Annotated in this window: 21 protein-coding genes; 7 read left to right on the plus strand and 14 right to left on the minus strand. The window is 45.3% G+C overall.

Translation table 11 applies throughout. From position 1 onward, the window contains the following. Positions 1–21 precede the first annotated feature (21 nt). From HMPREF9389_RS06480 to HMPREF9389_RS06470, 3 genes are read right to left on the minus strand one after another with little or no spacing between them, the layout of a single operon-like run. A complete protein-coding gene (locus HMPREF9389_RS06480; RefSeq protein WP_002929266.1) occupies positions 22–495 on the minus strand; it encodes a hypothetical protein in 474 nt (157 codons plus the stop codon). Continuing rightward, positions 476–1387 carry a phosphodiester glycosidase family protein gene (locus HMPREF9389_RS06475; RefSeq protein ID WP_002929268.1) on the minus strand — a complete coding sequence of 304 codons (912 nt, stop codon included), beginning with the start codon at positions 1385–1387 and terminating at the stop codon, positions 476–478. Before HMPREF9389_RS06475 ends, HMPREF9389_RS06480 begins: the two co-directional genes overlap by 20 nt. Beyond that, the gene (locus HMPREF9389_RS06470; protein WP_002929277.1) at positions 1384–2433 is read right to left on the minus strand and encodes a bifunctional glycosyltransferase family 2/GtrA family protein; all 1050 of its coding nucleotides are present in this window, start codon (positions 2431–2433) and stop codon (positions 1384–1386) included. Before HMPREF9389_RS06470 ends, HMPREF9389_RS06475 begins: the two co-directional genes overlap by 4 nt. A gap of 797 nt (positions 2434–3230) precedes the next feature. On the opposite strand from HMPREF9389_RS06470, the gene HMPREF9389_RS06465 reads away from it, so the two are divergent. Together HMPREF9389_RS06465 and HMPREF9389_RS06460 are read left to right on the plus strand one after the other, a co-directional pair. After that, complete coding sequence (locus HMPREF9389_RS06465; RefSeq protein ID WP_002929280.1) at positions 3231–5648, plus strand: TNT domain-containing protein; 2418 nt, start codon at positions 3231–3233, stop codon at positions 5646–5648. 4 nt (positions 5649–5652) lie between these two features. Next, a complete protein-coding gene (locus tag HMPREF9389_RS06460; protein ID WP_032906376.1) occupies positions 5653–6087 on the plus strand; it encodes a hypothetical protein in 435 nt (144 codons plus the stop codon). Positions 6088–6163: 76 nt separating this feature from the next. Here the strand turns inward: HMPREF9389_RS06460 and HMPREF9389_RS06455 are convergent, their stop codons facing one another. Further along, the gene (locus tag HMPREF9389_RS06455; protein WP_002929284.1) at positions 6164–6985 is read right to left on the minus strand and encodes a PrsW family intramembrane metalloprotease; all 822 of its coding nucleotides are present in this window, start codon (positions 6983–6985) and stop codon (positions 6164–6166) included. 160 nt (positions 6986–7145) lie between these two features. Here HMPREF9389_RS06455 and HMPREF9389_RS06450 point away from each other — a divergent pair, with 160 nt between their 5' ends. Next, positions 7146–10202, plus strand: coding sequence for an AAA family ATPase (locus HMPREF9389_RS06450; RefSeq protein WP_002929285.1), 3057 nt, complete (start codon positions 7146–7148; stop codon positions 10200–10202). 63 nt (positions 10203–10265) lie between these two features. Here HMPREF9389_RS06450 and HMPREF9389_RS06445 read toward each other — a convergent pair whose 3' ends face one another. From HMPREF9389_RS06445 to HMPREF9389_RS06410, 8 genes are all read right to left on the minus strand, one after another. After that, positions 10266–11255 carry a formimidoylglutamase gene (locus HMPREF9389_RS06445; protein WP_155114666.1) on the minus strand — a complete coding sequence of 330 codons (990 nt, stop codon included), beginning with the start codon at positions 11253–11255 and terminating at the stop codon, positions 10266–10268. Between the two features lie 142 nt (positions 11256–11397). Next, positions 11398–12939 carry a histidine ammonia-lyase gene (gene hutH, locus HMPREF9389_RS06440; RefSeq protein ID WP_002929288.1) on the minus strand — a complete coding sequence of 514 codons (1542 nt, stop codon included), beginning with the start codon at positions 12937–12939 and terminating at the stop codon, positions 11398–11400. 35 nt (positions 12940–12974) lie between these two features. Then, entirely contained in the window at positions 12975–14315 is a 1341-nt protein-coding gene (locus HMPREF9389_RS06435; protein WP_002929289.1) for an APC family permease, read from the minus strand. Between the two features lie 75 nt (positions 14316–14390). After that, complete coding sequence (locus HMPREF9389_RS06430; protein WP_002929290.1) at positions 14391–14990, minus strand: HutD family protein; 600 nt, start codon at positions 14988–14990, stop codon at positions 14391–14393. 12 nt (positions 14991–15002) lie between these two features. Beyond that, positions 15003–16676, minus strand: a complete 1674-nt coding sequence (locus tag HMPREF9389_RS06425) for a formate--tetrahydrofolate ligase (RefSeq protein ID WP_002929291.1) — start codon at positions 16674–16676, stop codon at positions 15003–15005. A gap of 68 nt (positions 16677–16744) precedes the next feature. Next, the gene (locus HMPREF9389_RS06420) at positions 16745–17371 is read right to left on the minus strand and encodes a cyclodeaminase/cyclohydrolase family protein (protein ID WP_002929292.1); all 627 of its coding nucleotides are present in this window, start codon (positions 17369–17371) and stop codon (positions 16745–16747) included. Between the two features lie 14 nt (positions 17372–17385). Further along, entirely contained in the window at positions 17386–18285 is a 900-nt protein-coding gene (gene ftcD, locus HMPREF9389_RS06415; RefSeq protein WP_002907222.1) for a glutamate formimidoyltransferase, read from the minus strand. Between the two features lie 119 nt (positions 18286–18404). Next, positions 18405–20435, minus strand: a complete 2031-nt coding sequence (locus HMPREF9389_RS06410; RefSeq protein ID WP_002929293.1) for a urocanate hydratase — start codon at positions 20433–20435, stop codon at positions 18405–18407. Between the two features lie 199 nt (positions 20436–20634). Here HMPREF9389_RS06410 and hutI point away from each other — a divergent pair, with 199 nt between their 5' ends. From hutI to rpsR, 4 genes are all read left to right on the plus strand, one after another. Beyond that, the gene (gene hutI, locus HMPREF9389_RS06405) at positions 20635–21900 is read left to right on the plus strand and encodes an imidazolonepropionase (RefSeq protein WP_002929294.1); all 1266 of its coding nucleotides are present in this window, start codon (positions 20635–20637) and stop codon (positions 21898–21900) included. A 178-nt stretch (positions 21901–22078) separates the two neighbouring features. After that, positions 22079–22369, plus strand: coding sequence for a 30S ribosomal protein S6 (gene rpsF, locus HMPREF9389_RS06400; protein WP_002896497.1), 291 nt, complete (start codon positions 22079–22081; stop codon positions 22367–22369). Between the two features lie 11 nt (positions 22370–22380). Beyond that, positions 22381–22875 (plus strand): single-stranded DNA-binding protein, encoded by a 495-nt coding sequence (locus HMPREF9389_RS06395; protein WP_002929296.1) that lies wholly within the window; start codon positions 22381–22383, stop codon positions 22873–22875. A gap of 36 nt (positions 22876–22911) precedes the next feature. Beyond that, the gene (gene rpsR / locus HMPREF9389_RS06390) at positions 22912–23151 is read left to right on the plus strand and encodes a 30S ribosomal protein S18 (RefSeq protein ID WP_000068664.1); all 240 of its coding nucleotides are present in this window, start codon (positions 22912–22914) and stop codon (positions 23149–23151) included. 111 nt (positions 23152–23262) lie between these two features. On the opposite strand, the gene HMPREF9389_RS06385 is transcribed toward rpsR, so the two are convergent. After that, positions 23263–23934, minus strand: a complete 672-nt coding sequence (locus HMPREF9389_RS06385; protein ID WP_002929297.1) for a DUF1129 domain-containing protein — start codon at positions 23932–23934, stop codon at positions 23263–23265. 18 nt (positions 23935–23952) lie between these two features. Next, positions 23953–24897, minus strand: a complete 945-nt coding sequence (locus HMPREF9389_RS06380) for a magnesium transporter CorA family protein (RefSeq protein WP_032906378.1) — start codon at positions 24895–24897, stop codon at positions 23953–23955. Positions 24898–24915: the final 18 nt, after the last annotated feature.

Consider the following 24915-nt stretch of genomic DNA (forward strand, 5'->3'; position numbering starts at 1 on the left):
GATTTTTCTGAGGTTTTTGGTTTATACTTGACTGTAGGTTTTACGACGACTTAGTTTTGCTTCTTCTTTTTTGCTGGGTATTGGTTGAGCTTGCTCTTCCGCCTTCCACACACTTCGAGTAAAGACCATGGAGAGTAGCGCCAGAGCCGCAAAGGCTACTCCTACGTACCAGTAGGGCATATCCAGCGTCGTGGAGCGGCCAGATAGGTTGACGATGCCACGGAAGAGCATACCGGCTGTCATAATGGCTACAGCTGAGTTCCAGAGGTTGAGGCTGAGCCGAGAGAGGTTAGGGATGACCTTCATGAAGAGCAGGAGTAGGATGCCACCCACTAGAGGAATGGCAAAGAGATAGTGCATGTGGCTAGATGTTTCGCCGAAACTGAAGGATTCATAGATTCTGCTGAAAGCAAAGAAGAAAATCGTTAATAGTGCGTAGATAAGGGCTGTTTTTCTAAAACGTTTTTTGCTGGGATTAGTAACCGATGTAGACAATATCACTCACCGACCTTTCTGAGATAGTTTTTCCGTTGGTTGTAGGTTTGTTAATGACCTGACCGTTAAAGTAAAGTGTAGAGGAGCCGCCACCGTCCAGATTGTAGGCTGTCTTGACACCGTAAGACTTCATGATTTCTGCCATCTGGTAGAGGGAAAGTCCCTCGCTTTCTGAGGTGCGTCCGTCTGAAACGATGATGATGTAGTGGTTTTCATCAATGATACCGATAGCTGTCCGTGGATTGGAAGACATGGACTGGCCGACTTCAGAGTTGGTATCAACGACAATTTCACCGTTTTCTACAAGAGATGGGCCGAAGGCCAAGAGATTGACTACACCGTCTTTGACCAGTTGATCGGCAGAGACTTGATCTTCATAGATAATCTTGAAGGAGCCGTCTTTGTAAATAGCCAAATCACCATTGCTAGAGTCTTCGCGGACGGTATCGCGGTAGACGACGCCATTGCGGATGACATAGCCGGTTGTGTTGGCTCCATAGTAGTCACCGTTGACCGCTAGGATAGCATTGTTGCTGGCAGCCGTTTCCGAGGTTTTTGCTGTGACATTGTTTCCGTAGGTGTTTTGGGCAAATGCCGTTTTCAGGTATTCTGATGAGCTAACAGTCACATCAGCCATGTAGACTTGGGTGTTGCTGACGGTCTTTTCAGTCAGCGTGACCGAGATGTTGTCGTCTGAATAGCTGGTATCCGTCACTGTTGCTGTTTCCGCAGCCTTGCTGGCAGCCTCGGCATTGGACGACGAACTTGCGCTTGAAACTGTGGAAATGGTCTCTGCGATGACAAAGGTTTTCAGCATGGAGTAGCTGAAAGAAGCTGTCAGAAGCAGCCCGAAAATGGAGGCGTAGGCATAGCGTTTCTTTAAAAATTTCATGATACGGTGTGTGTCCTTTCCTTAAAAATAAATCTCTTTTGTACCATCCAGGAGACGGTGAAGAGTAAAATGCCGACGATGATTTTGACAATCAGAAGATTAAGACCAAAGACAGCGTAGAAGAGGCGAATCAGCAGTGTATCTAAGATAAAGAGCACCACAGCTAGGCTGAAATAGCCAGTTCCTGTCTTGAGTATACTGTCGTCGTTCTTAAAGACTAGCCTTTTATTGGTCGAATAGTTAAATATTGAGCTGGTCACTCGAGCAATCCCGTTAGCTAAAAGAATTCTCAGGCTGGTCGGCACAGCAGCTAAAAACAAGAGAGCCAGTGCGTAGACGATGTAGTCGACGACGAAACTGCTGAGAGAAGTCAGGGCAAATTTGAATATATTTTTATAAATCATGAGCCCATCCCGAATCGGCCGGAAGTGCGAGCCTTGATTATCATTGATATAGACCGTCTCAATGGGCACTTCCAAAATGGGATATTCCTTGCTGGCTTCTAAGAGCATGTTCATTTCATACTCATAGCGCTGCCCCTCTACCTTTAGCATAAATGAAATCATGTTGGTCGTAAAGGCTCGCAAGCCTGTCTGAGTATCGGAGACACCCACGCCAGTCTGAAGTTTGAAGAGAGCCCGAGTCAGACTATTGCCGAAGCGGCTACGCAGAGGCACGTTGCCAGTAAAGGCGCGTGCTCCCAGAATCAGCTGATTGGGATTTTCAGAAGCTTTGGCCGCTACGCGGAAAATATCCCAGACCTTGTGCTGGCCATCCGCATCTGCTGTTACCACCGTTCCGTATATCTTCAGTGCTTGGATAAAGGTAAAAGCAGTTTTCAGCGCTTGCCCCTTGCCTTGATTGACCTGATGACGAAGCACAGTCGCGTACTGCTCCGCCTGCTCAAAGACTATCTGGCATTTAGATGAGCTGCCGTCATCAATAACAATGATATGAAAATCACTCTTATGGTGAATTTTTTTTATCAGCTTAATAAGATTATAATCAGGCTCATAGGCCGGAATCACTAGATAATCCATATCCATACCTCTTTCTTAGATGATTTGTAGAAAGTATACAGACTGTGGCTTAAAAATTCCTAATATAAGTTAGTTTTAAGAAAATATTAACATTTCTTTAAGGAAAGAGCAGAGAAAGAAGAGGGGAGAAAGGCTGGTGGGGATAGAGTTGGATGATGCATAACTATCTTAAATGAGTCTTAAAAATTGGGAAAATAAATATGAAGATACTCCAACTTTTTATTAAAAAACTATAACATTGTACCAAAAATATTAACGGTATAAGAAATATGCGTTATAATATTAAAGGTATTACATTATAGAAAGGTTGTCTTATGAAAAAATCATTTCGTAAAGTTGTTATAGCTTCGGCTGTCATACTGAGTGCGATGGCTTTTCAACCTCACGAGGTAAAAGCTTTCGATTTTGGCGGAGGTTTTAGTAGTTCTAGTTTTGGAAGTTCTTTTTCAGCCTCTGATTATGCGCCAATCAGTTCTAGTTCTAGTTCTAGTTCAAGCTTAAGCAACATCAGCACAAGCGACTACCGTCCGATTAGTACACCGTCGGTAAGTGAAAGTGTTAGCAGTGTTAGTTCGAGTGACTACCGTCCGATTAGCACACCATCAGTAAACGAAAGTGTCAGCAATGTTAGTTCGAGCGACTATCAGCCAATCAGCACACCGTCGGTAAGTGAAAGTGCCAGCAGTGTTAGTTCGAGCGACTATCGGCCAATTAGTACACCATCAGTAAGCGAGGACGCTAGCAATATCAAGCCTAGCGATTACAAACCAATCAGCGATTCATCTGCAAGTGCTTCAGACAGCTTGGCGGATTCTGTTGATTATAAGGCGATTGCTGGTAAAGATGATACTGTAACGACAGACAGTCTTGCTAAAAAAGGTAAAGATGATGCCTTGAAAATGGCTGATTCCAAAGTAGATCAATCTGCAACAGACGCTTTGGGTGCAGTAGATGTTACCGAAAAGGCCTTGGAGTCTGCCAATGCTGGAACTCAAAAAGCAAGCACAGGCAGTAGCCGCTATAACTTAGCTGTCTCACCGGAAGTTGAAACAGCTTTAGATTCCTTGTCAGAAGAACATAGAAATCAGTTTATTAAAGCGTTGAAAGACTATGGTTATGGTCTGAATAATTCTGAAACGTCGGCTACCACAACTCCAGAGTATAGTTTAAGCTCAACTTCCTCAAGTAACAAGGGAAAGTTGGATTTTACTCCTTATGGTCAGTCTACTCTTACCGATAGCCAAGGTCAGCCTACATCGGCTTATCAAGGCTTGTTGGATTTTGCAAATAGTAAAGAAAGTCAGCCTCTATTTAATCAATCTGCAAGCAATGACTATCAGATCAAGAAAGGTGATAGCTTAGCCAAAATCGGCAATCTCCATTATCCGGATGATAAGGAAAAAGCTGCAGCAGCTTCTATGCTGGCTCTTCAGGATTTGCATGGGCAGAATAAGCTGAACATCAATAATAAACAAAACCGTATTAATCTGACACCTGGCGATAAGGTCAATGTAGATTTATCTAACTATACATCAGAAGAAATCAGTGCGTTAGCCAAGGGATTTAATAAAATCCAGTCGGCAGAAAATAAAATTGATACTTTCCGCCAGGCCCAAGAAAAAGCTAAGGCCTTGGTGCGAGCTCAAGTAAGACAAACTCGAACCGAAGCTAGAAATCTTGCCCAAGACCAAGCGAAACAAAATCACACGCAGCTGACCCAACAAGCAACACAGAAAAGTCAAGCATCTAATTATAGTCCTCTTTACATTAGTCCATTGTTCAATCTCAATAAGGGGAATAAGGTTCAAACCGTCATTCCATATAAGATAGGGGCAAAGAACTATATTCCAAAGAGTAGTTCGCCTGCATCAGGGGGAGTTAGTGACTTTCAAAATAGAAAGGGGCTAACTGATAGGATTAATAATTTAGTGAACAATCTTCCCCGTGTTTCTAAAAGTCTTTCTGATGAGGCTAATGAGCTTGGTGAGAAGCTTATGGATAGTGGTGCGAGCGAAAAGAGATTTGATAAATATATTGTTGGGAGAGGAAGTGTCGCTTTAGGAGAGGGCATAGGTAGTGTTTCAGCGGCTATTAAAAGGATGGCTGATAACCCTAGTGCAGCTCCCTCTGGCATCTTTAAAGGCGCTGTCAACTTAGTAGCAGATGTACCAAATGGGGCCATAAATCTTGGAAAAACAATAATTGATGGTTGGACTTTAATAGCTGAAGAGTTACCATTCATACAGCGAGGAGCTTTGCAAAGTTTCCGTGATAGCACACCATATAATTTTCCTAGACCTCTTGAGTATAGTAGTAAGGCTGAGGAAGATTATAGTATATTTAGTCCAGGTGCGCTAGCCAAGGGGGCTAAATTATTAACTAAAGGAGCTTCTGCTCTAGGAGTTACTAAAATGACTTCGGGTGTTAGGGCAGCTAAAGATTTATCGGTTACAGAGGTAACTAGGAAATCTCCATTTGCAGAAGTTGCTAAACTTGAGCAAAAAGGCCATCAGTCTGCTTTAACAGAAAAAGTTTTAAACAACATAGCAGATAGCGCAAGGGCTCGAGATGCTTCTAACTTCTCTACTCACGCTAGAACTGAAAGAATACTAAATAATATAGCAGATAGCGCAAATGCTCGAAGAGCTTCTAATTTTTATCCTCACATTGGCAAGGAAAAGAGGATTGATACGCATCGTTATGATTTATGGAATCGTTATGTGAATGAAGGATTGGAGCCATCTGATAGAGCAAAGCTGACCCAATGGTCTCAACTACTTGAACCTGAATTCTATCTTGAGAACAAAAAAGTATTTGATAATCCAGATTATTTTAATCAGCTAACCGGAAACGCCATTTATCCAGGAACTCCCGAAAGTGCTTTGGGCAGAGTTGATGGAAGTATACATAAAGATGGATTTTTGAATGGTGAATACAAAGAATCCGTTATATTACCAGGAACCAGAATAAATAGGATTGGTTCTAATCCAACAGGAAGGTATTTCTCTCCTGCAGGAGCAACATTTGGTGAAAAGGCTTTGCCTCCTTTTATGAAATTACAACCGGATTCAGACTATATTTCTCTAAAAGAGATACCAATAAGAGAAGGATTAGTCGCACCTTGGTTTGATGAACCTGGTATGGGTATTCAATATTATACATATTTGCCGATGAGAGAACTAGAAAAAGGTGGTTACTTACATAAAACAAAAAAGGAATGATTTTATGTTAACAAAATTAAAAAACAAAATTGAAGATGGAGTTTCCGAAATTGGAAATATAAAATTAGAAGAATTTGGAATTTATTTTTCAAACAAGCCGCCTTACTTTCCAGAAGGAATCAATATAATAGAAAATAGAAATGAAAAATATAATCTAATTTTTACAGAAAGAGGTAAAATTACATCTGAGATTTCTAATCTAACTGATGACGAAGTGGCTTATCAAATTTTAAAAATTATCATTGAGATTGTTTCTTCACAAGCGATTGTTGAAAAAAATGTGGATGTAATAGAAAGATTAATTAAAAGAAACGAATTTGATAAAGTTAGTCAATTAGTTGGGGAGACACAGGGGAAGAGGTATAGATACGGAAAGGAGCTACTGCAAAAAATTAATCCTCTTTATGCTTTATGGTACGAAAGCGAGCATTATAAATAAATCTTAGCATAAACATATATCTAATCAGATAGCCATTCAGATCAAAAAAACGACCCTAACGGTCGTTTTTTTTGCATTAATCCACTTCCAATTCTTCTTGGTCGATTTTATGGGCTGTTCGGTAGGCTTGGTAAAAGATAAAGACAGCCAGAGCAGTCATAGCCGGTACAATAATTGGGATATCCGTTTCGATAGCAGTCAGCGGTGAGTTCCAGAAGAAGTGGAGAACGAAGGCTGCTAGGAAGTAGAAGAGCCCTGCTCGGAAGTAGTTTTTCTGAGTCTTGGCATAGCGCAGCATGAGTGCCAGACCGAGAGTGGTCAGGGCGGTGTAAAGCCAGTGAGAGGCAACGCCGCCAGTAATGCGGCCTAGGATACCAGAGATAGTGAAGGAGAAGCCTTCGGGCAGATCAGAGAGGATATAAGAGAAGTCCTCGCTAATCTGAAAGCCCATGCCAGCTGTAATACCCAGCATCAAGAAGGATTTGAGCTTTTTGACTGGGACTAGATAGACAGCGAAGGCAACTGCCAACAGCTTGAGGGGTTCTTCAACCAGCGGAGCTGCGATGGCATTTTCTAGGTCGCTGAGCAAAGTGTTTGGGAAGCTCGTGCTGACCCACTCGTGGATATAGGTGTTGGCCAAGCCAGAGGTCCAGCCAGAAATGAAAAGGCCACCTAGCAGAGCTACCCCAAGGCTAAGTGCAGGCGTCTGCCATTTTTTTCCCAGTTGACGAATCAAAAGCAGGGCAGGGACGATATAGAGCAGAGCCAAGAGGGCTGACAGTCCGACAATCCCATAGGAAGTGCCTGACATACTGCCAGTAGTATAGGCTTGTGTCTCGTATTCTAAGCCAATTGCGCTCAGAAGGAGAAAAATGAAAAGAACAATATTTTTCTTCATAAGTAACTTTCTAAAATTTTATTTTCATCTTAGTATAACAGAAAAATCCTAAATAAAACCAATTTAAAAACTGGAAATTATGGGCTAGTAAAATACTTTACTTGCCAAACTGTCTCTTTTTGTTTATATTAGTTCTATAAGGTTTCTTGGAGGCGTTTGCATGTCGAAAAATCTGTTGAGGTTGAAATTGCTGGGAAGTCCGAGTGTCTTTCTCAATCAAGAGGAGGTCTTTTTTCCTTTTGCCAAAATCAATGCTCTGCTTTACTATCTTCACATCAATGGTGCAGTCAATCGGGAGGAGATTGCAGGAATCCTCTGGGAAAATAAGGATAATCAGACCGCCAAAAAGAATCTGCGCAATACAATTTATCAAGCTAACAAGCTACTAGGTGGGGAGTGGATTGTCGCTCCCAACCGAACTGTTCTGTCGCTTAATCCCGAGTGTGCGATTGAAAGTGATGTAGAACTTTTTACGGATCATCCTGCGGAGCATCTGTCGCTCTATCAAGGGGATTTTCTGCAGGGCTTCTATCTCAAGGACAGCGAGGCCTTTGATTATTGGGTGTCCAAGATGCGGACGCGATATGAGCAACTTTATATCCAAGCCTGCTACCAACGGCTTGAAACGGAAAAAGACCAGCTGGATTTGGAAGAGGTTGAGCAGAATTTGCGCCGCTTGATTAGCATTGATGAGTTTGATGAGAAGAACTATCATTTGCTCATGAAGCTTTATCAGGATCATGATCGGCCTGGCAAGGTGATAGAGACTTATTATAAATTGGTCAATATTTTGGATAAGGAACTGGGTATTAGCCCTACGGAACCTATCCAGCAACTGTACCATGAAGTGCTTGCCAAGGACCGTAGCGAGCGCAAGACCAAGCAGTTTCTGCGCAATACGGACCACTTTTTTGGGCGTGTCGATGAAATCAAGCGCTTGGAATCTTATTTCTCTAAGGTGATAGAGACTCAGGAGGCGCGTGCTCTGGTCCTAGTCGGTGGTACTGGTATCGGAAAGCGGACAGTGACTCGTCAAGTATTGGCCAATCAGACCAAGTATTTCCAGATTGTCATGGCTGAGTGCTTCAAGGAAGAGATGAAGGCAGAGCTTCAGCCTTGGCGTGGCTTGCTGGACGGCCTTGGCGACTTGGTTATCCAGCACCAGATTCTTTCTATCAGCCAGTGGCAGGTTATTTTGGAGAGTTATTTTCCTATTTTGACAGGAGGCGCTTCTGGTCTTCAGTTGGATGCGGACAAGCTGGCTCAGTTTGTGGTAGATATTCTGCAGAAGATTTCTAAGAAAAAGGCTTTGATAATCTTGATTGAGGACTGTCACTGGATGGATAAGACCAGTGTTGCTGTCTTGGAGCAGGTTATGAATCATTTGACCGGCTATCCTGTGGCCTTTGTGCTGACCAAGCATCTGAGCACCCCTTCTTATTTGGAACATTTTTTCAATCACCTGCTGGTTCGCAATAAGCTGGACTTTATTGAGCTGCAGCCGCTGAATTTTAAGGATAGTGCAGCTTACTTGCAAGCCCAGACAGGTCAGATAGCCATATCTGAAGAAGGCCTTGAGGATATTTATCGGGTCAGTCAAGGTATCCCTTTCTTCCTGTCGGAGTATGCTGAGCAGCTTCTGCGAGGAGAGAAGTTTCATCCGCTGACTCCGGCCATCAAGGCCAAGCTATCCTTGAAGCTGGATTATTTGAGCAGCCAAGAGGAGGAGTTGGTGGACTATCTGGCCTGCTTTAGGGCTCCTGCATCGGTTTCGCTCTTGGCTAGGCTACTAGGTTTGCCGATGGAAGAAGTAGTCGAAATCACTGAGGAGTTTGGATGGAAGCAGCTGTTGGTGGAAGAAGAGCAGGGCGAGGACTTGGTAGTGCGATTCAGCCAGGAGCTTTTGAGGATTTACGCCTATGAGCGCTTGTCACTCGCTAAGAAGCGAATGCTGCATCACCAGATTGCCCAAGGAATGGAAGACAAGCTGGGAGACTCTCTCTATCATGCTCAGCTGCTCAATGAAATCGCCTATCACTACAAGATGTCCAAGCAGCCGATTAAGTCTCTGGAGTATGAGCTGCATTATCTCGAGGCTACCCTGCAGTTTCATCACGAGCTATTTCCAATTTATTCGCGGGAGTTTGGTTTTATCGAAAAGACGGATGATAGCAATCAGTCAGCGGTTTTAGACCAGTTTGACCGTATCCGTCGGGAGATAGAGGGCTTAGAGAGAAAACACCAGAATCACAAGGATTTTCAGCTTTTGCTTCTTCGCTTTCTCTATCTAGAAGGGCGCTATGCTATCCGGACGGGGAATTACCAGCAGGGAATGGACAATATCCAGCAGGTGATTATTTCGGCCAAGGAGCTGCAGCAGATGGATTTTCTCCTAGAAGGCTATCGGCAGATGATTTACTACTGCATCCAGACGGAGAATATCCCTGAGATGCGCTACTATACGGAGCTGGCTCTGGATGCTTCTGTCCAGGCCAACAATCACGAGGCTATTGCTATCAATCTCCGGCTCAAGGGGCTATATCATCTCATGATTGGGGATGAGGAGCAGTCGCTTCACCATCTCTATCAGTCTATTGATTGTTTCAGCTTGACGGCTTCGCTGCGTTCCAAGTACTCGATTCAGATTGCGGCGGCTCTAGACTATCTGGCAGAGATTGAGCAGATTCGCGGAAATTTCACGACTGCGCTGACCCATCAGAAGGAGGCCATTAAGCTGACGGAAAATAAAACAGCAGAGCCTTCGATTTTTGCTTTCTACATCGGCTTGGGTATGACCTATTATCAGCTGAAAGATTATGAGCAGGCGGAGCGAATTTTCCTCAAAGCTAAAACAGCCTTGAAATCTCTCAGCTTCCCTTGGAAAGAGACCCAGTTGGAAGTTTATTTGGCCTTGATTGGTTGCGAGAAGGGAGATTACCAGCCTGTGCTTGATCTGCTGCGGAAAAAGGATAGCCTCATTAGTCGCTATGGCAATCCGCGGGACAAGGGGCTGATCTACTATCTGATGGCTGTGATTAAGCATCGCCTGCTGACTGGCAGCTTGCAGCAAGCAGGCTTTGAAGACTTGCTGGATCAGGACTTTGAGACCTACTATGAAACGGCCAAAAGCCAGCTCAATCCCTACCGAGATCGGCACCAACTAAAGGAATTAGAAAACTTACGCCAAGGGCTATCTCAGGCATTAAACGCAAAATAAAAGAGGATGAACATAGAGTTCATCCTCTTTTGATGTTTGTAATGAAGTTTTTAAATGCCCATTTTAGTCATGTGCTTGTGCCCAGACTTGGGTCAGGTAAAAGACAAAGCTGGCAGCCAGATTGGCCGTATGGTTGTCTATATCGTGAGGTGGAGAGACTTCGACAATGTCAAAGCCGATCAGCTTGCCTGAGGCAGCGATGTGCTGGAAGACCAGAACAGCTAGATTGGGGTCCACACCGAGCGACTGAATAGCACTGACACCAGGAGCGGCGCCAGCTGAGAAGCAGTCAATATCAATGGTCAAATAGACCTGCTCCTTGCCGACCAGAAAGGTATCAACCGCCTTGCAGACTTCCTTGTAACCCATTTGGTACATATCCATTCCAGTCAGAAACTGGATGGCCTTGGATTTTGCCACAAAGTCAAAGAGAAAGAGATTGTTATTGTGCTCCTGAATCCCTAGGATGAGGTAGTTAAAGGCCTTCTTTTGAGCCAGAGTGTCATCGAACATCTGGCGAAAGCCGGTACCGGAGTTGGGACCAGTCTGGTCATAGGGACGCAAATCAAAGTGGGCATCCATATTGATAACGGCCAAGTCTTGGTCAGGTGCTAGTGACGACTTGAGGCCCAGATAGTGGCCGTAGGCTGTTTCGTGGCCACCCCCTAGGACAATAGGTCGGAGATTGAGCTCTCGCAGGCGTTTGACTGCTCGAGCCAAGCTTTGCTGCAGCTGCTCTAGAGAGCGGTTAGGGCCGTCAATATCGCCAACATCAAAGACGCGAACGTTTCTGCCCAGATGCCAAGGAAGTTTGGCCAGCTGAGTTCGGATAGCTTGTGGTCCTTCGACAGCCCCCACTCGGCCGTGGTTGATATAAACCCCTTTGTCACTCTTGAAGCCAATTAGGGCAAAGTTGACCCCGTCAAAGGGTTTTAAGTTAGGGTCATTTAAGTCCAAAAACTCAATAACCATCCCCCATTTGGCAGCATATAAATCATCATCCAGTCTCTTATGATAGTAGCTGTTATCTAGCTGATAGTAATCTTCTAACATGATTTTGTCCTTTTCCATAACGATACTTGCGACTTTATTATAAGAGTTTCCACAAAGCCTGTCAATGGCTTTTGGCGGGAAAAGAAGCCCAGCTGTATGAGAGCGGGCTTCTTATGTTAGCTTTTTTACAGAGGGATCTGCTTTAGAACTGAATGCTCAAGTCCACAGCCTTTTCAACGGCTGCTAGGAATTCTTCGTTTTCAATCAGCTCAGAAGCCTTGTTGAGCTCTTCGTAGATTTCGATGTCCTTATCAAACTCGATAAAGCGGACATGCTGGCGGAAGAGGTCGTAGGCTGGCTTGGTTCCTTTACCAAGTTCATGGTTTTCTGGTTTCAGATCCAGAGCTTGGCAGGCTGCCATGATTTCTGTTGCTACGATGCGGCGAGAATTCTTGAGAATTTCAGCTGCCTTGCGTGCTGCGGTTGTTCCCATGCTGACAAAATCTTCTTGGTTTTCACAAGATGGGATAGAGTCTATGCTGGCTGGATGAGACAGAACCTTGTTTTCAGATGCGAGTGAAGCACAAGCATACTGAGTAATCATAAAGCCAGAGTTGAGTCCTGGGTGTTTGACCAAGAAGGATGGCAGCTTGCTCAGTTGACTGTTGACCAGACGTTCTACACGACGCTCAGATACATTTCCGATTTCAGAGATAGCGATGCCGAGGAAGTCAAATGGCTGAGCCATTGGTTCTCCGTGGAAGTTACCGCCTGAGATAACATGGCCTTCCTTGGTGATGATAGGGTTGTCTGTAACGGAGTTGATCTCAATCTCAACCTTGGTCTTGACATAAGCGATAGAGTCCTTGCTGGCACCATGAATCTGCGGAATACAACGCAGGGTGTATGGGTCTTGGACCCGTTGTTGAGTGGCTACAGTCGTATTTCCACTGCCTTCCAGCAGGTTGCGGATATTGCGGGCTGTAGCTAGCTGTCCGCTTTGAGGCCGAATGGTATGCAGATCTTCTTCGAAAGGACTGGTAATACCATTGTGGACTTCCATGGAAAGAGCGCCAGCGACATCTGACAGCTTAAGCAGCTGGATGGCATCGTAGGTAGCCAGAGCTCCGATACCTGTCAGGACAGTCGTTCCGTTAATCAGCGCCAGCCCTTCCTTGGCTGCTAGAGCAATTTTCTCGATACCAGCCTTGTCCAAAGCTTCTTGTCCAGAGAGTAATTGGCCTTGATAGTAAGCGCGGCCTAGTCCTAACATAGGCAGAACCATGTGAGCCAACGGTGCCAAGTCACCAGAGGCACCGAGAGAGCCTTTTTCTGGAATATAAGGCACAACGCCTTTATTGAGCAATTCCAAGAGCTTTTCGACAGTGGACAAACGAATACCAGAATAACCCTTGACCAAGGAATTAATCCGGATTAGCATGATCGCACGGACTGCATCTTCTGGCAGGGGATCACCATAGCCTGAGGAGTGCGTACGGATTAGGTTTTCTTGCAGTTGAGTCGTATCTTCTGGTGAGATGCTGACATTGCAGAGAGAGCCAAATCCAGTTGTAACACCGTAGACTACCCGCTTTTCGCGGACGATGTCATCTACGATTTTGCGGGAAGCTTCAACAGCTTCCTTTGCTTCTTGGACAATTTCGCAGGTAGCACCATGACGAGCCACTGCAATCACATCTTCAAGTGTTAGACTGTTTCCGTCTAAGTGAATCAATTTTGACATATAGAATCCTCCATTATGGGATATAATGCTTTGAGTTAGTCAGGGTTAGTAGGAACCTGTTTTCGACCGTGCATGAAGTAGTATACTAAACTTGCAACGGCAGCACCAATGACACCGTAGACTACGTTCATCGGATTATCAGCTACAATCATAACCAAGCTGACAACAACAGCTAAGACTGGGATGATAGGGCCGAATGGTACACGGAAGACAACCTTCTTTTCTGGATACATTTTTCTGAGTTTCAAGACCGCCAAAGCAGTTGGAATGTATTGGAAGAAACGGAAGACCACGCTGAGGGTTGCCAATTCTTCAAATTTACCAGAGAAGAGTAGGGCGATGGCACATGCTCCAGAAATGATAATTGCTACAACAGGAGCGTTTTTAGAGTTGGTTTCTGAAATTTTCTTAGGGAGCAAGCCTTCATCTGCGATGGCTGCACCATAACGTGGTACCATGATGGATTCCCCGATATTAAGACCAGCGATTGAGATGAGGGCACCAATAGAGACAATCCAAGCACCAGCAGGGCCAATCATTGCTACGAAGGCATCTTGTACAGAAGCATCCGTCTTCATAATATGGTTACCCAGCATGGCGATGGTTCCAGCGATGATGAGCATATAAAGGACAGAAACGATACTAATGGAGCCTAGGATAGCCCGAGGCACGTTCTTTTCTGGGTTGCGCATTTCACCGGCAACGATAGACATGGTTTCAAAGCCAATGAAGCCATAGAAGATATAAACGGCTGTGTTGGCAATAGCAGTCATGACATTGGTTCCAGGTTCAAGCTGTAGGAAAGGAGTGAAGTTTCCTTTGTCTATTCCGCCTTTGATAAAGAAGATGGCGCATGCTGCAAAGGCGATGATTGGAATCAACTTAGCTACAGTTGCAGCCAGTGTGAAAAATTTAGAGGTCTTCAAACCAGCAATATTCATCAAGCTAAGCAAGACAATCAAAGTGATACTAAGGACCAATTCGTAAGGAGTAAAAGCCGGGAAGGTAATGACGAAGAGTCGGGCAAAGCCGGCAGCCATTGCTGACCAAGCGATGATGGTTACGACCCAGCCTAGAAAACCTACATTAAAGCCAACAAAGTCTCCAAAGGCCGCTTTGGAATATTGGAAAGCTCCGCCGTTTTTATTAAAATAACCAGCAGTTTCTGCCAAGCAGACGGCTAAGAGAATAACGAGGAGGGCAGTTCCAAGCATGACAGCTAGAGAGGCAGGACCAAGTCCTTTATAAATCTTTTGCGGTAGGAGGAAAATACCTGAACCGATAACGGCATTGATACCGTAGAGAGTTGCACCGGAAAAGCTGAATTTCGCTTTTTCCTGTTCTTGTTCTTGTGCAGTGAGTTTAGTTGCATCCATAATAATGTTTCTCCTTTAGAGATATAGGATCCTTTCCAAGTAAAGATAGAATGGTGACAAGGCATCATGGTATCTTTACTTAGTAGGGATGTGGGTCAAACCAGCCCAAATAGCAAGGGGCGTTCCCTTTGGCTGGTTACTCGAAAACATTATTTGCAGCTCAGTTTCCTGAGTCTCTTTTTCCACTATCAGAAGCTGCTCTGCCTCTAGGTTAAGTGCTGGCAGGTTTGTTCCCGTCACCGTCAGATCACCTAAGGCATAGATAAATTGAATTTCGTCATCTCGGCTAAGCTCTTGCCCATTCGAGATGGCAATCATCTGTCCCTGATAATGGTCGCTGTAGATTAAGTTAAAGTCGGTACAAGTCCCCCGACTTGTGATATCATCACTCCCTTCAAAGACATAGGGAGTAAAGGGAGCTAGAACCGTTTCCTCCTGCCGACTGGCATTGTGGAGATGAAGTGTGTGGTCCAGGCTCATGAGAATACGGTGAAAGCCGCTGAGGTCAGAAAACTGACTTTCAGCCAACTCCACAGTCGCTGTTGAGAGGCGATAGTCAAAGTCCCGTTTGCCATACTGGCCAGTTGGCGGGGAAAGATAAAGTTGTTTCGTCTTTCCCCCCGACCAATCGGAAACTTGAAAATCCTTTACTCTTAAAAGGGTTACATGTCTCATTTTTGGTATTTATTAGAACAAACCGCTGATATTGCCGTCTTTGTCAACATCAATCTTTTCGCTGGCTGGCGCTTTAGGCAGTCCTGGCATGGTCATGATCGCACCAGTCAAAGCAACGATGAAGCCTGCACCAGCAGAAACTTTGAGCTGGCTGATAGTCACGACAAAGTCTTTAGGCGCACCCAGTTTCTTGGCATCGTCAGAGAAGGAGTACTGAGTCTTAGCCATACAGATAGGATAGTTGGAGAAGCCTAGCTCTTCCAGTTGTTTGAGCTCGCGTTTAGTAGCAGGAGTCAGGCGAACGCCCTTGCCTCCATAAACCTTAGTAACAATTTTGTTGAGCTTGGTTTCAATGGAGTCCTCTTCATTATATACAAATTGGAAGTGATTGTCTCCTTCGGCCAGTTCAACGACTTTTTCAGCCAGTTCCTTACCGCCGGCTCCACCATTGGCCCAGACGTCGGAAATCACTACGTCAACGCCGCGTTTTTGACAGGCATCATAAACTGCTTGCAGTTCTGCTTCTGTATCCAGCGGGAATTTATTGATGGCAACAACTGCTGGCAATCCATAAACATCTTGAATGTTTTCCAGATGTTTTTCCAAGTTTGGCAGTCCATCTACAACAGCTTGGACATTTTCTTCGGCCAAATCACTCTTAGCCACACCACCGTGCATCTTGAGAGCGCGGATAGTAGCAACCAGAACTACAGCCGATGGACGAAGGCCAGATGTACGACACTTGATATCAATGAATTTTTCAGCACCGAGGTCAGCACCGAAACCAGCTTCGGTGACTGCATAGTCGGCATATTTGAGAGCCAGCTTGGTAGCTAGGACACTGTTACAGCCATGAGCAATGTTAGCAAAAGGTCCACCGTGAATCAAGGCTGGTGTGTGTTCCAGAGTTTGAACCAAGTTTGGATGGATGGCGTCTTTGAGCACAGCAGCCATAGCGCCACCAGCTTTCAGATCCTTAGCAGTTATTGGCTTGCCTTCAAAGCTATAGCCAATGATGATCTTTTCCAAACGGTTCTTGAGGTCAGTGATATTTTCTGACAGACAAAGAATAGCCATAACCTCAGAAGCAACTGTGATGTCAAAACCATCTTCACGTGGAACACCGTTGACCTTGCCCTGCAAGCCGTCTACGATGTGGCGCAGTTGCCGGTCATTCATATCCACTGCCCGCTTCCAAGTGATGCGGCGAGGGTCGATGCCTAAGGCATTGCCATGGTGGATGTGGTTATCAATGAGGGCCGCCAGCAGGTTGTTGGCAACACCGATGGCATGAAAGTCACCAGTGAAGTGGAGGTTGATGTCCTCCATAGGCACAACTTGAGCGTGACCACCGCCAGCAGCTCCGCCCTTGATACCAAAGACAGGTCCGAGTGAAGGCTCCCGCAGAGCGATAACGGCTTTTTTACCGATAGCAGCCAGAGCATCGACCAATCCGACAGAAGTCGTGGTCTTACCTTCTCCGGCTGGTGTCGGAGAAATAGCTGTCACTAGAATCAGTTTGCCGTCTGGTTTGTCTTTGAGGGCTTCCAGTTGGCCGGCACTGATTTTTGCCTTGTAATTTCCATAAAGAGACAGGGCATCTTCAGCAATTCCCAGCTTTTCTGCTACCTCTTTGATGGGCTTCATTTGAACCGAATTTGCAATTTCAATATCTGATAAAACCATATTGTTACCTCTTGACAAGAAGGAAGTCCATTCATGGGAAAGAGTGGACTTCTCGTCCTTTTATCTAATTAGACAACTTTCAAAATTTCTTGATAAATTTCATCTGCTAGAGCGCAGCCTTTTTGCAGTAGCTCTTCACCCTTGCTGCGGTAGTCTGCGACGAATGCTTCATCCTTGACACCTGATAGGTTGATGAGGACATTGAGCCAAGCCCCTTGCAGGCCAGCCTTAAGGTTGAGAGCTGCTACTCCCAGGTCGCTGGCAGCATTGGTATTGGATTTACCGACAGCTTTTTGAGTTGTTTGCAGGGCAGCCAAGATGTCTTCCATCATGCCATAAGGTGACTTGGTCGCTTCCTTGAGGGCTTGTTGCATAGCTTCCCGACGGGCAGCCTTGTCTTCCTCTGTCTCCTTAGGCATATCAAAGACGGCTGAGACTAGATTGAAGGCTTCAGTGTCCTTGTCAATAGCTACGAGCAGGCTTTCTTGCAGGCGGGCACTTTCTGCGTGCACTTGAGCAATTTCTGCTTCAAATTCTGCGTATTTTTTCTTGCCAAGTGTTAATTCACAAACCATCTTGGTCAGGGAAATTCCGTTAGCTGCTGAAAGAGCAGCGGCAGAGCCACCTCCTGGTGCAGGAGCATCTGAGCCTAGGACTTGGGCAAATTCTGTCAAGCTTAAATCTACTAATTTCATAGGTTTCTGTCCTCCTAGCCCAGCAAATGGTTTTCCAGAACTTGCTTGCCATAGTCAAAGTCTTCGATTTGCAGATAGTATTCTGCTGCGTCAATCAGAGCTTTGGCTGGAGCCAAACCAATGACTTCTGAGCCGAGGATTCCAACTCCGTAACGCTTGGCTTCAAAGCGAACAGTTTCAAAGACGCGATAGAGTGGGAATTTTTCTAGATTGACCATGTTGATAGAAACCTGAGCAATGTTGCGGTCTTCCAGCATCACACCGATAGCTTTACAGTACTTGTAGCCACCGCTTGAACCACGGATAATTTTGGCAATATTGTTGGCAATTTCTAGATTGTCTGTATCCAAGTTGATGTTGTAGGCGATAAGCGGCATTCTAGCACCGACAGCAGTGACACCAGCAGTTGGGTGAATCTTTCTTTCACCGTAGTCAGGCGCCCAGTCAGGTTCCAAGAGTTTTTCAGGCATGCCTTCAAATTGTCCCTTACGTACCTTAGCCAAATTTTTACGCTCTGGACGAGTCGCTGCATCTTCATAGAGGAAGATAGGGATACCAAGCTCACGGTTGATCCGCTCAGATACAGTCTTCGCAATTTCTACGCATTCCTCACTTGTGATGTCCTTAATCGGTACAAAAGGCAGAACATCTGTTGCGCCCATACGAGGGTGTTCGCCCTGGTGCTTGGTCAAGTCAATATTTTCAGAAGCGTATTTGACCAAACGGAAAGCAACTTCCTGAATATTTTGATCATCACCAACCAAGGTAAAGACGCTGCGGTTGTGGCTGGCATCAGAAGAGTGGTCCAAAAGTGTTACACCTGGCACGCTCTTAGCTGTTTCCACTAGACCGTCAATGACCGCTTGGTTGCGGCCTTCAGAAAAGTTAGGAATACATTCAACAATTTTTGCCATAAGATATTACCTCGTGATATCAATAATTTTAATTTATAATATGAACTTAATGAAGTAGAACCTCCTCCTGAGCCAGGCACATACCCAGCTCAGGTCGGAAGTTGGGGGACAAGTTTTTCCTATTCGAACAACTTTTTAACAGATTCTTTGACCAAATCTTCGTCAGTCAGGAATGGAATCGTGATGTGGTCTGTTCCTTGGTGGAGGCGGTTGTACTCGATAGCTGTCTCAATAGCATGCTCATTGCGAGCCCAGTTACGACGCGCAACTCCGCCGATCGTATCCCAAGCGATAGCAGATTTGATGATTTCATCAATGCGTTCGCTGCCGTCCAGTACCAAGCCAAAGCCACCGTTGATAGACTTACCGATACCAGTTCCGCCACCGTTGTGGAGAGCTACCAGACTCATACCACGAGCTGCATTACCAGCATAACATTGCACGGCCATGTCACAAGTGACATTAGATCCGTCCTTGATATTAGAAGTTTCACGGAATGGTGAGTCCGTACCAGATACGTCGTGGTGGTCACGGCCGATCATGACAGGACCAATCTTGCCTTCGCGGACTAATTCATTGAACTTGAGGGCGATATTGACACGTCCCATACAGTCTTGATAGAGAATCCGAGCCTGGGTTCCAACAACCAACTGGTTCTTTTCTGCATCGCGGATCCAGTTGTAGTTGTCGCGGTCTTGGTAGCGGCGGTTAGGGTCGATGACTTCCATAGCTGCATGGTCAGTAGCGACTAGGTCTTCGTGCTTACCGCTCAGACATACCCAACGGAAAGGACCGTAGCCGTAGTCAAAGAGCATTGGGCCCATGATATCTTCTACATAGGATGGCCAAATGAAGCCGTCTTTGTCATCAAAGCCATTCTTAGAAATTTCCTTGATGCCAGAGTCATAGACTGCCTTCATAAATGCATTACCATAGTCAAAGAAGTAGGTGCCGTTGCTAGTCAAGGTCTTGATTGCCTTGAAATGACGTTCCAATGTTTCGTCAACCAACTTAGCAAAGGTTTCCTTGTCTTCAGCCAGGAGACGAGTCCGCTCTTCAAAGCTGATACCAGCTGGACAGTAGCCACCGTCGTAAACATTGTGGCAAGAAGTTTGGTCAGACAGCAAATCTACATGGATATTGTTCTCGTTGACATATTCTAAGAGGTCTACGATGTTACCATGATAGGCGATAGAAGTGGATTCGCCAGCTTTCAGAGCTTTCTGAGCCAAATCGATTGCTTCTTTTGGACTTTCGGCTAATTGGCTAATCCATCCTTGGGAGTGACGAGTTTCAATCCGAGAATAGTCTACTTCTGCCACGATTGCTACAGCTTTAGCAATTTCAGCTGCTTTCCCTTGAGCTCCACTCATGCCCCCCAGACCAGAAGAGATAAAGAGTTTACCAGTCAGGTCGCCATCATCAGCTACACCTAGTTTCAAGCGTCCAGCATTGAGGAGGGTGTTGAAAGTACCATGAACGATACCTTGAGGGCCGATGTACATCCAGCCGCCGGCTGTCATTTGACCATAGTTAGTCACGCCCATTTCTTCCGCAATTTCCCAGTCCTTCATGTTGTCGTACTCACCGACCAAGAGGCCGTTGGTGATGATAACACGAGGAGCTTCTGGTTTGGACTTGAAGAGTCCAAGCGGGTGGCCAGATTCTACAACCAAGGTTTGATGGTCGGTCATGATTTCCAAGTATTTCATGATGAGGTTGTACTGCATCCAGTTAGCGCAGACAGATCCAGTTTCCCCATAAGTAACTAATTCATAAGGATAAAGAGCGATTTCAAAGCTCAGGTTGTTGTCAATCATGACTTGCATAGCTTTGGCTGCGGTACAGTTCCCTTTGTACTCATCAATTGGTTTGCCGTAGATGCGTTCTTTTGGACGCCAGCGGTAGCCATAAATCCGTCCGCGAGTTTTCAGTTCTTCCAGAAATTCTGGAATCACTTCCTCATGGAATCTCTTTGGAATATAGCGAAGGGCATTTTTTAGAGCAATTTCGGTTTGAGCTTGAGTCAAACGGAAGCCCCGGTCCGGTGCGCGACGGATGCCTTCTTGGAAAACTGTTTTTTCAGGCAGTACATCGTCTAATTTGACGGTCATTGCTGCTGCAATTTCATTTTCGCTAAAGTATGACATGAAAAATCCTCCTTTTAGTCAAGTGTAAAATATCTTTCTCCTACATTCTATAAGACTCCCGTCCATAAAGAGTCAAGAAAATGACAAAAACAGTAAAAAAAGTGGGGCTCCTATCTTTTACAAGCTTTTGACTATAATTTGACGATAGTGTATTATGATGAAAAGCAAATATGTCGGAAAATGAAATGGAGGAACAAGCATGACTGCTGATTTACTATTAACTCACTTTAATCAAGTCTTCTGTCCCAAGGACCTCGGCCATCCCCTTTTTGGCGAGGAGATGAAGGAAGCTCAGGTCTTGGAGAACGGCTACATTGCAGTCAAAGACGGCAAAATCCTAGCAGTTGGCAGCGGAGAGCCGGATGCCAGTCTGATTGGACCAGATACTAAGATTCAGTCTTATGAGGGCAAGATTGCTACGCCTGGCTTGATCGACTGCCATACTCACTTGGTCTACGGTGGCAGCCGGGAGCATGAATTTGCTAAGAAGTTAGCCGGTGTCCCTTATCTGGAAATTCTTGCCCAAGGCGGCGGTATTCTCAGTACGGTCCGGGCGACGCGAGAAGCTTCTTTTGACACTCTCTATGATAAGTCTAAGAGACTGCTGGACTATATGCTGCTACATGGGGTGACGACTGTTGAGGCAAAGAGCGGCTATGGTCTGGACTGGGAAACGGAGAAGCGTCAGCTAGATGTTGTTGGAGCTCTGGACCATGACCACGAGATTGACCTCGTTTCTACCTTTATGGCTGCCCACGCCGTTCCACCAGAATACAAAGGTCGCTCTCAGGAATATCTGGAGCTCATCGTTGAGGAAATGCTGCCTCGTGTAAAAGCAGAAAATCTAGCTGAGTTCTGTGATATTTTCTGTGAAAAAGGCGTCTTTACAGCTGACGAGTCACGCTACTTACTTTCTAAGGCTAAGGAAATGGGCTTCAAGCTTCGTATCCATGCTGATGAAATCGAGTCTATCGGCGGAGTAGATGTAGCAGCTGAGCTAGGAGCAACCAGTGCGGAACATTTGATGATGGCGACAGACGAAGGTATTCGCAAGATGGCGGAAGCCAAGGTTATTGGGAATCTCCTGCCAGCAACTACCTTCAGTCTGATGGAAGATACCTATGCACCAGCCCGCAAGATGCTGGAAGCTGGTATGGCCATTACCCTAACTACTGACAGCAATCCAGGCTCTTGTCCAACAGCTAACCTGCAGTTCGTCATGCAGCTGGGCTGCTTTATGATGCGCCTGACACCGGTCGAAGTCCTTAACGCTGTAACCATCAATGCGGCCTACTCAGTTAACCGTCAAGATAAGATTGGTAGCTTTGATACGGGCAAGCAGGCTGACATCACCATCCTAGACGCTAAGAATATCGACTATCCACTTTATTTCTTTGCTACTAACCTGACCCATCAGGTCTACAAGGCGGGAAAACTGGTCGTGGACCAAGGAAGAATTGTCTAAGCTTTCTAAAATCGAATCGTATTTTTCGGACTCTCTCTGGTGACAGGGAGAGTTTTCTTTATATCAAAACTTTCCCTTGCCATTCTGCTGGAAGTCTGCTATAATAGTTATTTGTGAGCAAACCTCACTTACCCCTTGCAAAGTCTTGGGGTCATTAGACCAAAAGGAGGAAAAATCAATGGCTAAATACGAAATTCTTTATATTATTCGTCCAAACATTGAAGAAGAAGCTAAAAACGCTTTGGTAGCACGCTTTGACTCTATCTTGACTGACAATGGTGCAACTGTTGTTGAATCAAAAGACTGGGAAAAACGTCGTCTTGCATACGAAATCCAAGATTTCCGTGAAGGACTTTACCACATCGTTAACGTTGAAGCAAACGACGATGCAGCTCTTAAAGAGTTTGACCGTCTTTCAAAAATCAACGCTGACATTCTTCGTCACATGATCGTCAAACTTGACGCTTAAGAAGGTAGACTATGATTAATAACGTTGTACTGGTGGGTCGCATGACCCGTGATGCCGAGCTTCGCTATACTCCGCAGAACCAAGCGGTCGCAACATTTACTCTGGCTGTCAATCGTAACTTTAAAAATCAAAGTGGCGAGAGAGAAGCAGACTTTATCAATGTTGTTATCTGGCGTCAGCAGGCAGAAAATCTTGCAAACTGGGCTAAAAAAGGAGCCCTGATCGGAATTACAGGCCGTATTCAAACGCGTAACTACGAGAATCAGCAAGGCCAGCGTGTCTATGTCACAGAAGTTGTTGCGGACAATTTCCAACTCTTGGAAAGCCGCTCTAATCGTGAAGGTCATTCATCTGGCGGATACGGTGGGAACAGCTTCGGCGGCAGCTCTGCTCCAAGTTATGGCAATGCAGACTCGTCTAACCAAGTACCGAACTTTTCTCGTGATGAGAGCCCATTTGGTAATTCTAACCCGATGGATATCTCAGACGACGATCTACCTTTCTAAGGATCGAATCTAACTATAATATAAAGGAGAAAACACATGGCTCAACAACGTCGTGGCGGATTCAAACGCCGTAAAAAAGTTGATTACATCGCAGCGAACAAAATTGAATATGTTGATTACAAAGATACTGAGCTTCTTAGCCGTTTCGTTTCAGAACGTGGGAAAATCCTTCCTCGTCGCGTAACAGGAACTTCAGCTAAAAACCAACGTAAAGTAACAACAGCTATCAAACGCGCTCGCGTAATGGCTTTGATGCCTTTCGTAAATGAAGACTAATTAGATTCCCTGCCTCGGCAGGGTTTTTTAGATTGATAATAGAAGAATAGAAAACTAAAAAGACAGTTCATCAGGACTGCCTTTTTATAATTTATTAAATTTAAAGATTTCTTATCTCGTCGGTCCCATAGTAGCGCTCTTGATGTTGAAGCGTTTTTTGAGATAGAAGCGTAGGGCTAGGGTAATAGCGCCGACAATAGCAACTACGACATTGGACAGGCGGGGATTGAGGAATTCAGGCAGGAGACTAGTCAGGACGATGGACATGCTCCAGAGGAGAATAGCAGCTGCCATAGTGAGGATGGATTTGAGCAGCTTAGGGCGCTGGCTGCGGTCCTTGTCTGGTCCGTAGAAACGGTAGATAAAGTGGTAGAGGGCATAGAAAGAAAGGCCACCGACGATGCTTCCGAGTACGAGAGTTGTCAGTCCATAGACAGATGGTTGAGAGGAAGCTAGATTGACGATTGAGGTCAGGAGGGTAAAGAAACCAAAGATAAAGAGGACGGAGTCCAGCATCATCCATTTAGGATCGTCATTTTCTTTTGGATGTTCGGCATCATAGCGCTCTTTTGCGGTCAGAGAAGCTGCCCAAGTAGTTGGGGCTCCGTAGAGGCCGCGGGCAGTGATTCCCTTAGTTTGATTTTCCAGGATTTCCGGCAGAATGCCTTCTAAGATAGTCTGGATTTCCTGATCGGATTTGCCGTCTTGTAGGAGTTGGTTAGTCGCGATATGGATAAATTCTTTGTTTTTTTTGCTGAGTTTGTCGAGGGATACTTGTGACATAGGTCTTCTTTCTAAAGGTTAAAATAGTTTTTTGTGCATGAGATAGGCCATGACCGAAGCACTCATGGCAAAGGCGATGAACATGATAATCCAGAAGGCATGTGGTTCACCGTTGAGAGGCAGTTCGTTATTTTTGAAGTTCATCCCATAGGCCGAGAAAATCATGGTCGGGATAGACATGACGATGGTCACCAGAGCCAAGGCTTTCATGATATTGTTCTGGTTATTAGAAATGATAGAGGCAAAGGTCTCTGTCATACTGTGGAGGATGTTGCCGTAGATATCAGCCATCTCAATGGCCTGTTGGGTTTCAATCAAGGTATCTTCCAGCAAGTCCTCGTCTTCCAGGTATTTCTTTATATTACTAGTAGAGCTGGTCAGCTTCTTAATCACGCGCTCATTGGTCTTAAGAGAGGCCTTGAAATAGACGATGGTCTTTTCCAACTCCATGAGCTCAATCAGTTCTTCATTTCGCGTGGACTTGTGCAGCTGACTTTCAATCTGCTCACTCTTGCGGTCAATGGAGCGCAGGGCTGTCAGATATAGCTCAGCATTGCGGTAGAGAATCTGAAAGATAAAACGTGACTTCATAAAAGTATAGAAGTTGCGCAAGCGCCGGTGAATGAAGATATCTAGCAGAGGCAATTTCTCCAAACAAGTGGTGATAATCGCTTCTTCTGTGATGATAATACCAAGCGGGATAGTGACGTAGTAAATCTTATTATTCCGCTCCTCAGTGATGGGCACGTCAACGATGATCAGCGTGTACTCATCCTCGATCGTAACCCGGGACATTTCTTCCGCATCGAGCGGTGCTCGCAGGTCGGCGATGTCAATACCAAAGGCGTTGGCGATTTCGATTGATTCACTCTGGGAAGGGTTGACAAGATTGATCCAGGTGCCTGATTCGAGCGAATCAATCTCTTTGAATTCTGTCGTAGTTGATAAAAAGACTTGCTTCATAATCATTTTCCTTTCCAG

The sequence above is a fragment of the Streptococcus sanguinis SK355 genome (genome assembly GCF_000212855.1).
Classification (GTDB): Bacteria; Bacillota; Bacilli; order Lactobacillales; family Streptococcaceae; genus Streptococcus; species Streptococcus sanguinis_A.

What these genes read in the sequence shown, in the direction of transcription:
- HMPREF9389_RS06385 (WP_002929297.1), bottom strand. Translation starts at nt 23,934, where the DNA reads ATGTCACAAGTATCCCTCGACAAACTCAGCAAAAAAAACAAAGAATTT.
- HMPREF9389_RS06395 (WP_002929296.1), top strand. Translation starts at nt 22,381, where the DNA reads ATGATTAATAACGTTGTACTGGTGGGTCGCATGACCCGTGATGCCGAG.
- HMPREF9389_RS06460 (WP_032906376.1), top strand. Translation starts at nt 5,653, where the DNA reads ATGTTAACAAAATTAAAAAACAAAATTGAAGATGGAGTTTCCGAAATT.
- HMPREF9389_RS06430 (WP_002929290.1), bottom strand. Translation starts at nt 14,990, where the DNA reads ATGAGACATGTAACCCTTTTAAGAGTAAAGGATTTTCAAGTTTCCGAT.
- HMPREF9389_RS06455 (WP_002929284.1), bottom strand. Translation starts at nt 6,985, where the DNA reads ATGAAGAAAAATATTGTTCTTTTCATTTTTCTCCTTCTGAGCGCAATT.
- HMPREF9389_RS06420 (WP_002929292.1), bottom strand. Translation starts at nt 17,371, where the DNA reads ATGAAATTAGTAGATTTAAGCTTGACAGAATTTGCCCAAGTCCTAGGC.
- hutI (WP_002929294.1), top strand. Translation starts at nt 20,635, where the DNA reads ATGACTGCTGATTTACTATTAACTCACTTTAATCAAGTCTTCTGTCCC.
- HMPREF9389_RS06410 (WP_002929293.1), bottom strand. Translation starts at nt 20,435, where the DNA reads ATGTCATACTTTAGCGAAAATGAAATTGCAGCAGCAATGACCGTCAAA.
- hutH (WP_002929288.1), bottom strand. Translation starts at nt 12,939, where the DNA reads ATGTCAAAATTGATTCACTTAGACGGAAACAGTCTAACACTTGAAGAT.
- HMPREF9389_RS06445 (WP_155114666.1), bottom strand. Translation starts at nt 11,255, where the DNA reads ATGTTAGAAGATTACTATCAGCTAGATAACAGCTACTATCATAAGAGA.
- HMPREF9389_RS06435 (WP_002929289.1), bottom strand. Translation starts at nt 14,315, where the DNA reads ATGGATGCAACTAAACTCACTGCACAAGAACAAGAACAGGAAAAAGCG.
- HMPREF9389_RS06425 (WP_002929291.1), bottom strand. Translation starts at nt 16,676, where the DNA reads ATGGTTTTATCAGATATTGAAATTGCAAATTCGGTTCAAATGAAGCCC.
- HMPREF9389_RS06380 (WP_032906378.1), bottom strand. Translation starts at nt 24,897, where the DNA reads ATGAAGCAAGTCTTTTTATCAACTACGACAGAATTCAAAGAGATTGAT.
- HMPREF9389_RS06470 (WP_002929277.1), bottom strand. Translation starts at nt 2,433, where the DNA reads ATGGATATGGATTATCTAGTGATTCCGGCCTATGAGCCTGATTATAAT.
- HMPREF9389_RS06450 (WP_002929285.1), top strand. Translation starts at nt 7,146, where the DNA reads ATGTCGAAAAATCTGTTGAGGTTGAAATTGCTGGGAAGTCCGAGTGTC.
- rpsR (WP_000068664.1), top strand. Translation starts at nt 22,912, where the DNA reads ATGGCTCAACAACGTCGTGGCGGATTCAAACGCCGTAAAAAAGTTGAT.
- ftcD (WP_002907222.1), bottom strand. Translation starts at nt 18,285, where the DNA reads ATGGCAAAAATTGTTGAATGTATTCCTAACTTTTCTGAAGGCCGCAAC.
- HMPREF9389_RS06475 (WP_002929268.1), bottom strand. Translation starts at nt 1,387, where the DNA reads ATGAAATTTTTAAAGAAACGCTATGCCTACGCCTCCATTTTCGGGCTG.
- rpsF (WP_002896497.1), top strand. Translation starts at nt 22,079, where the DNA reads ATGGCTAAATACGAAATTCTTTATATTATTCGTCCAAACATTGAAGAA.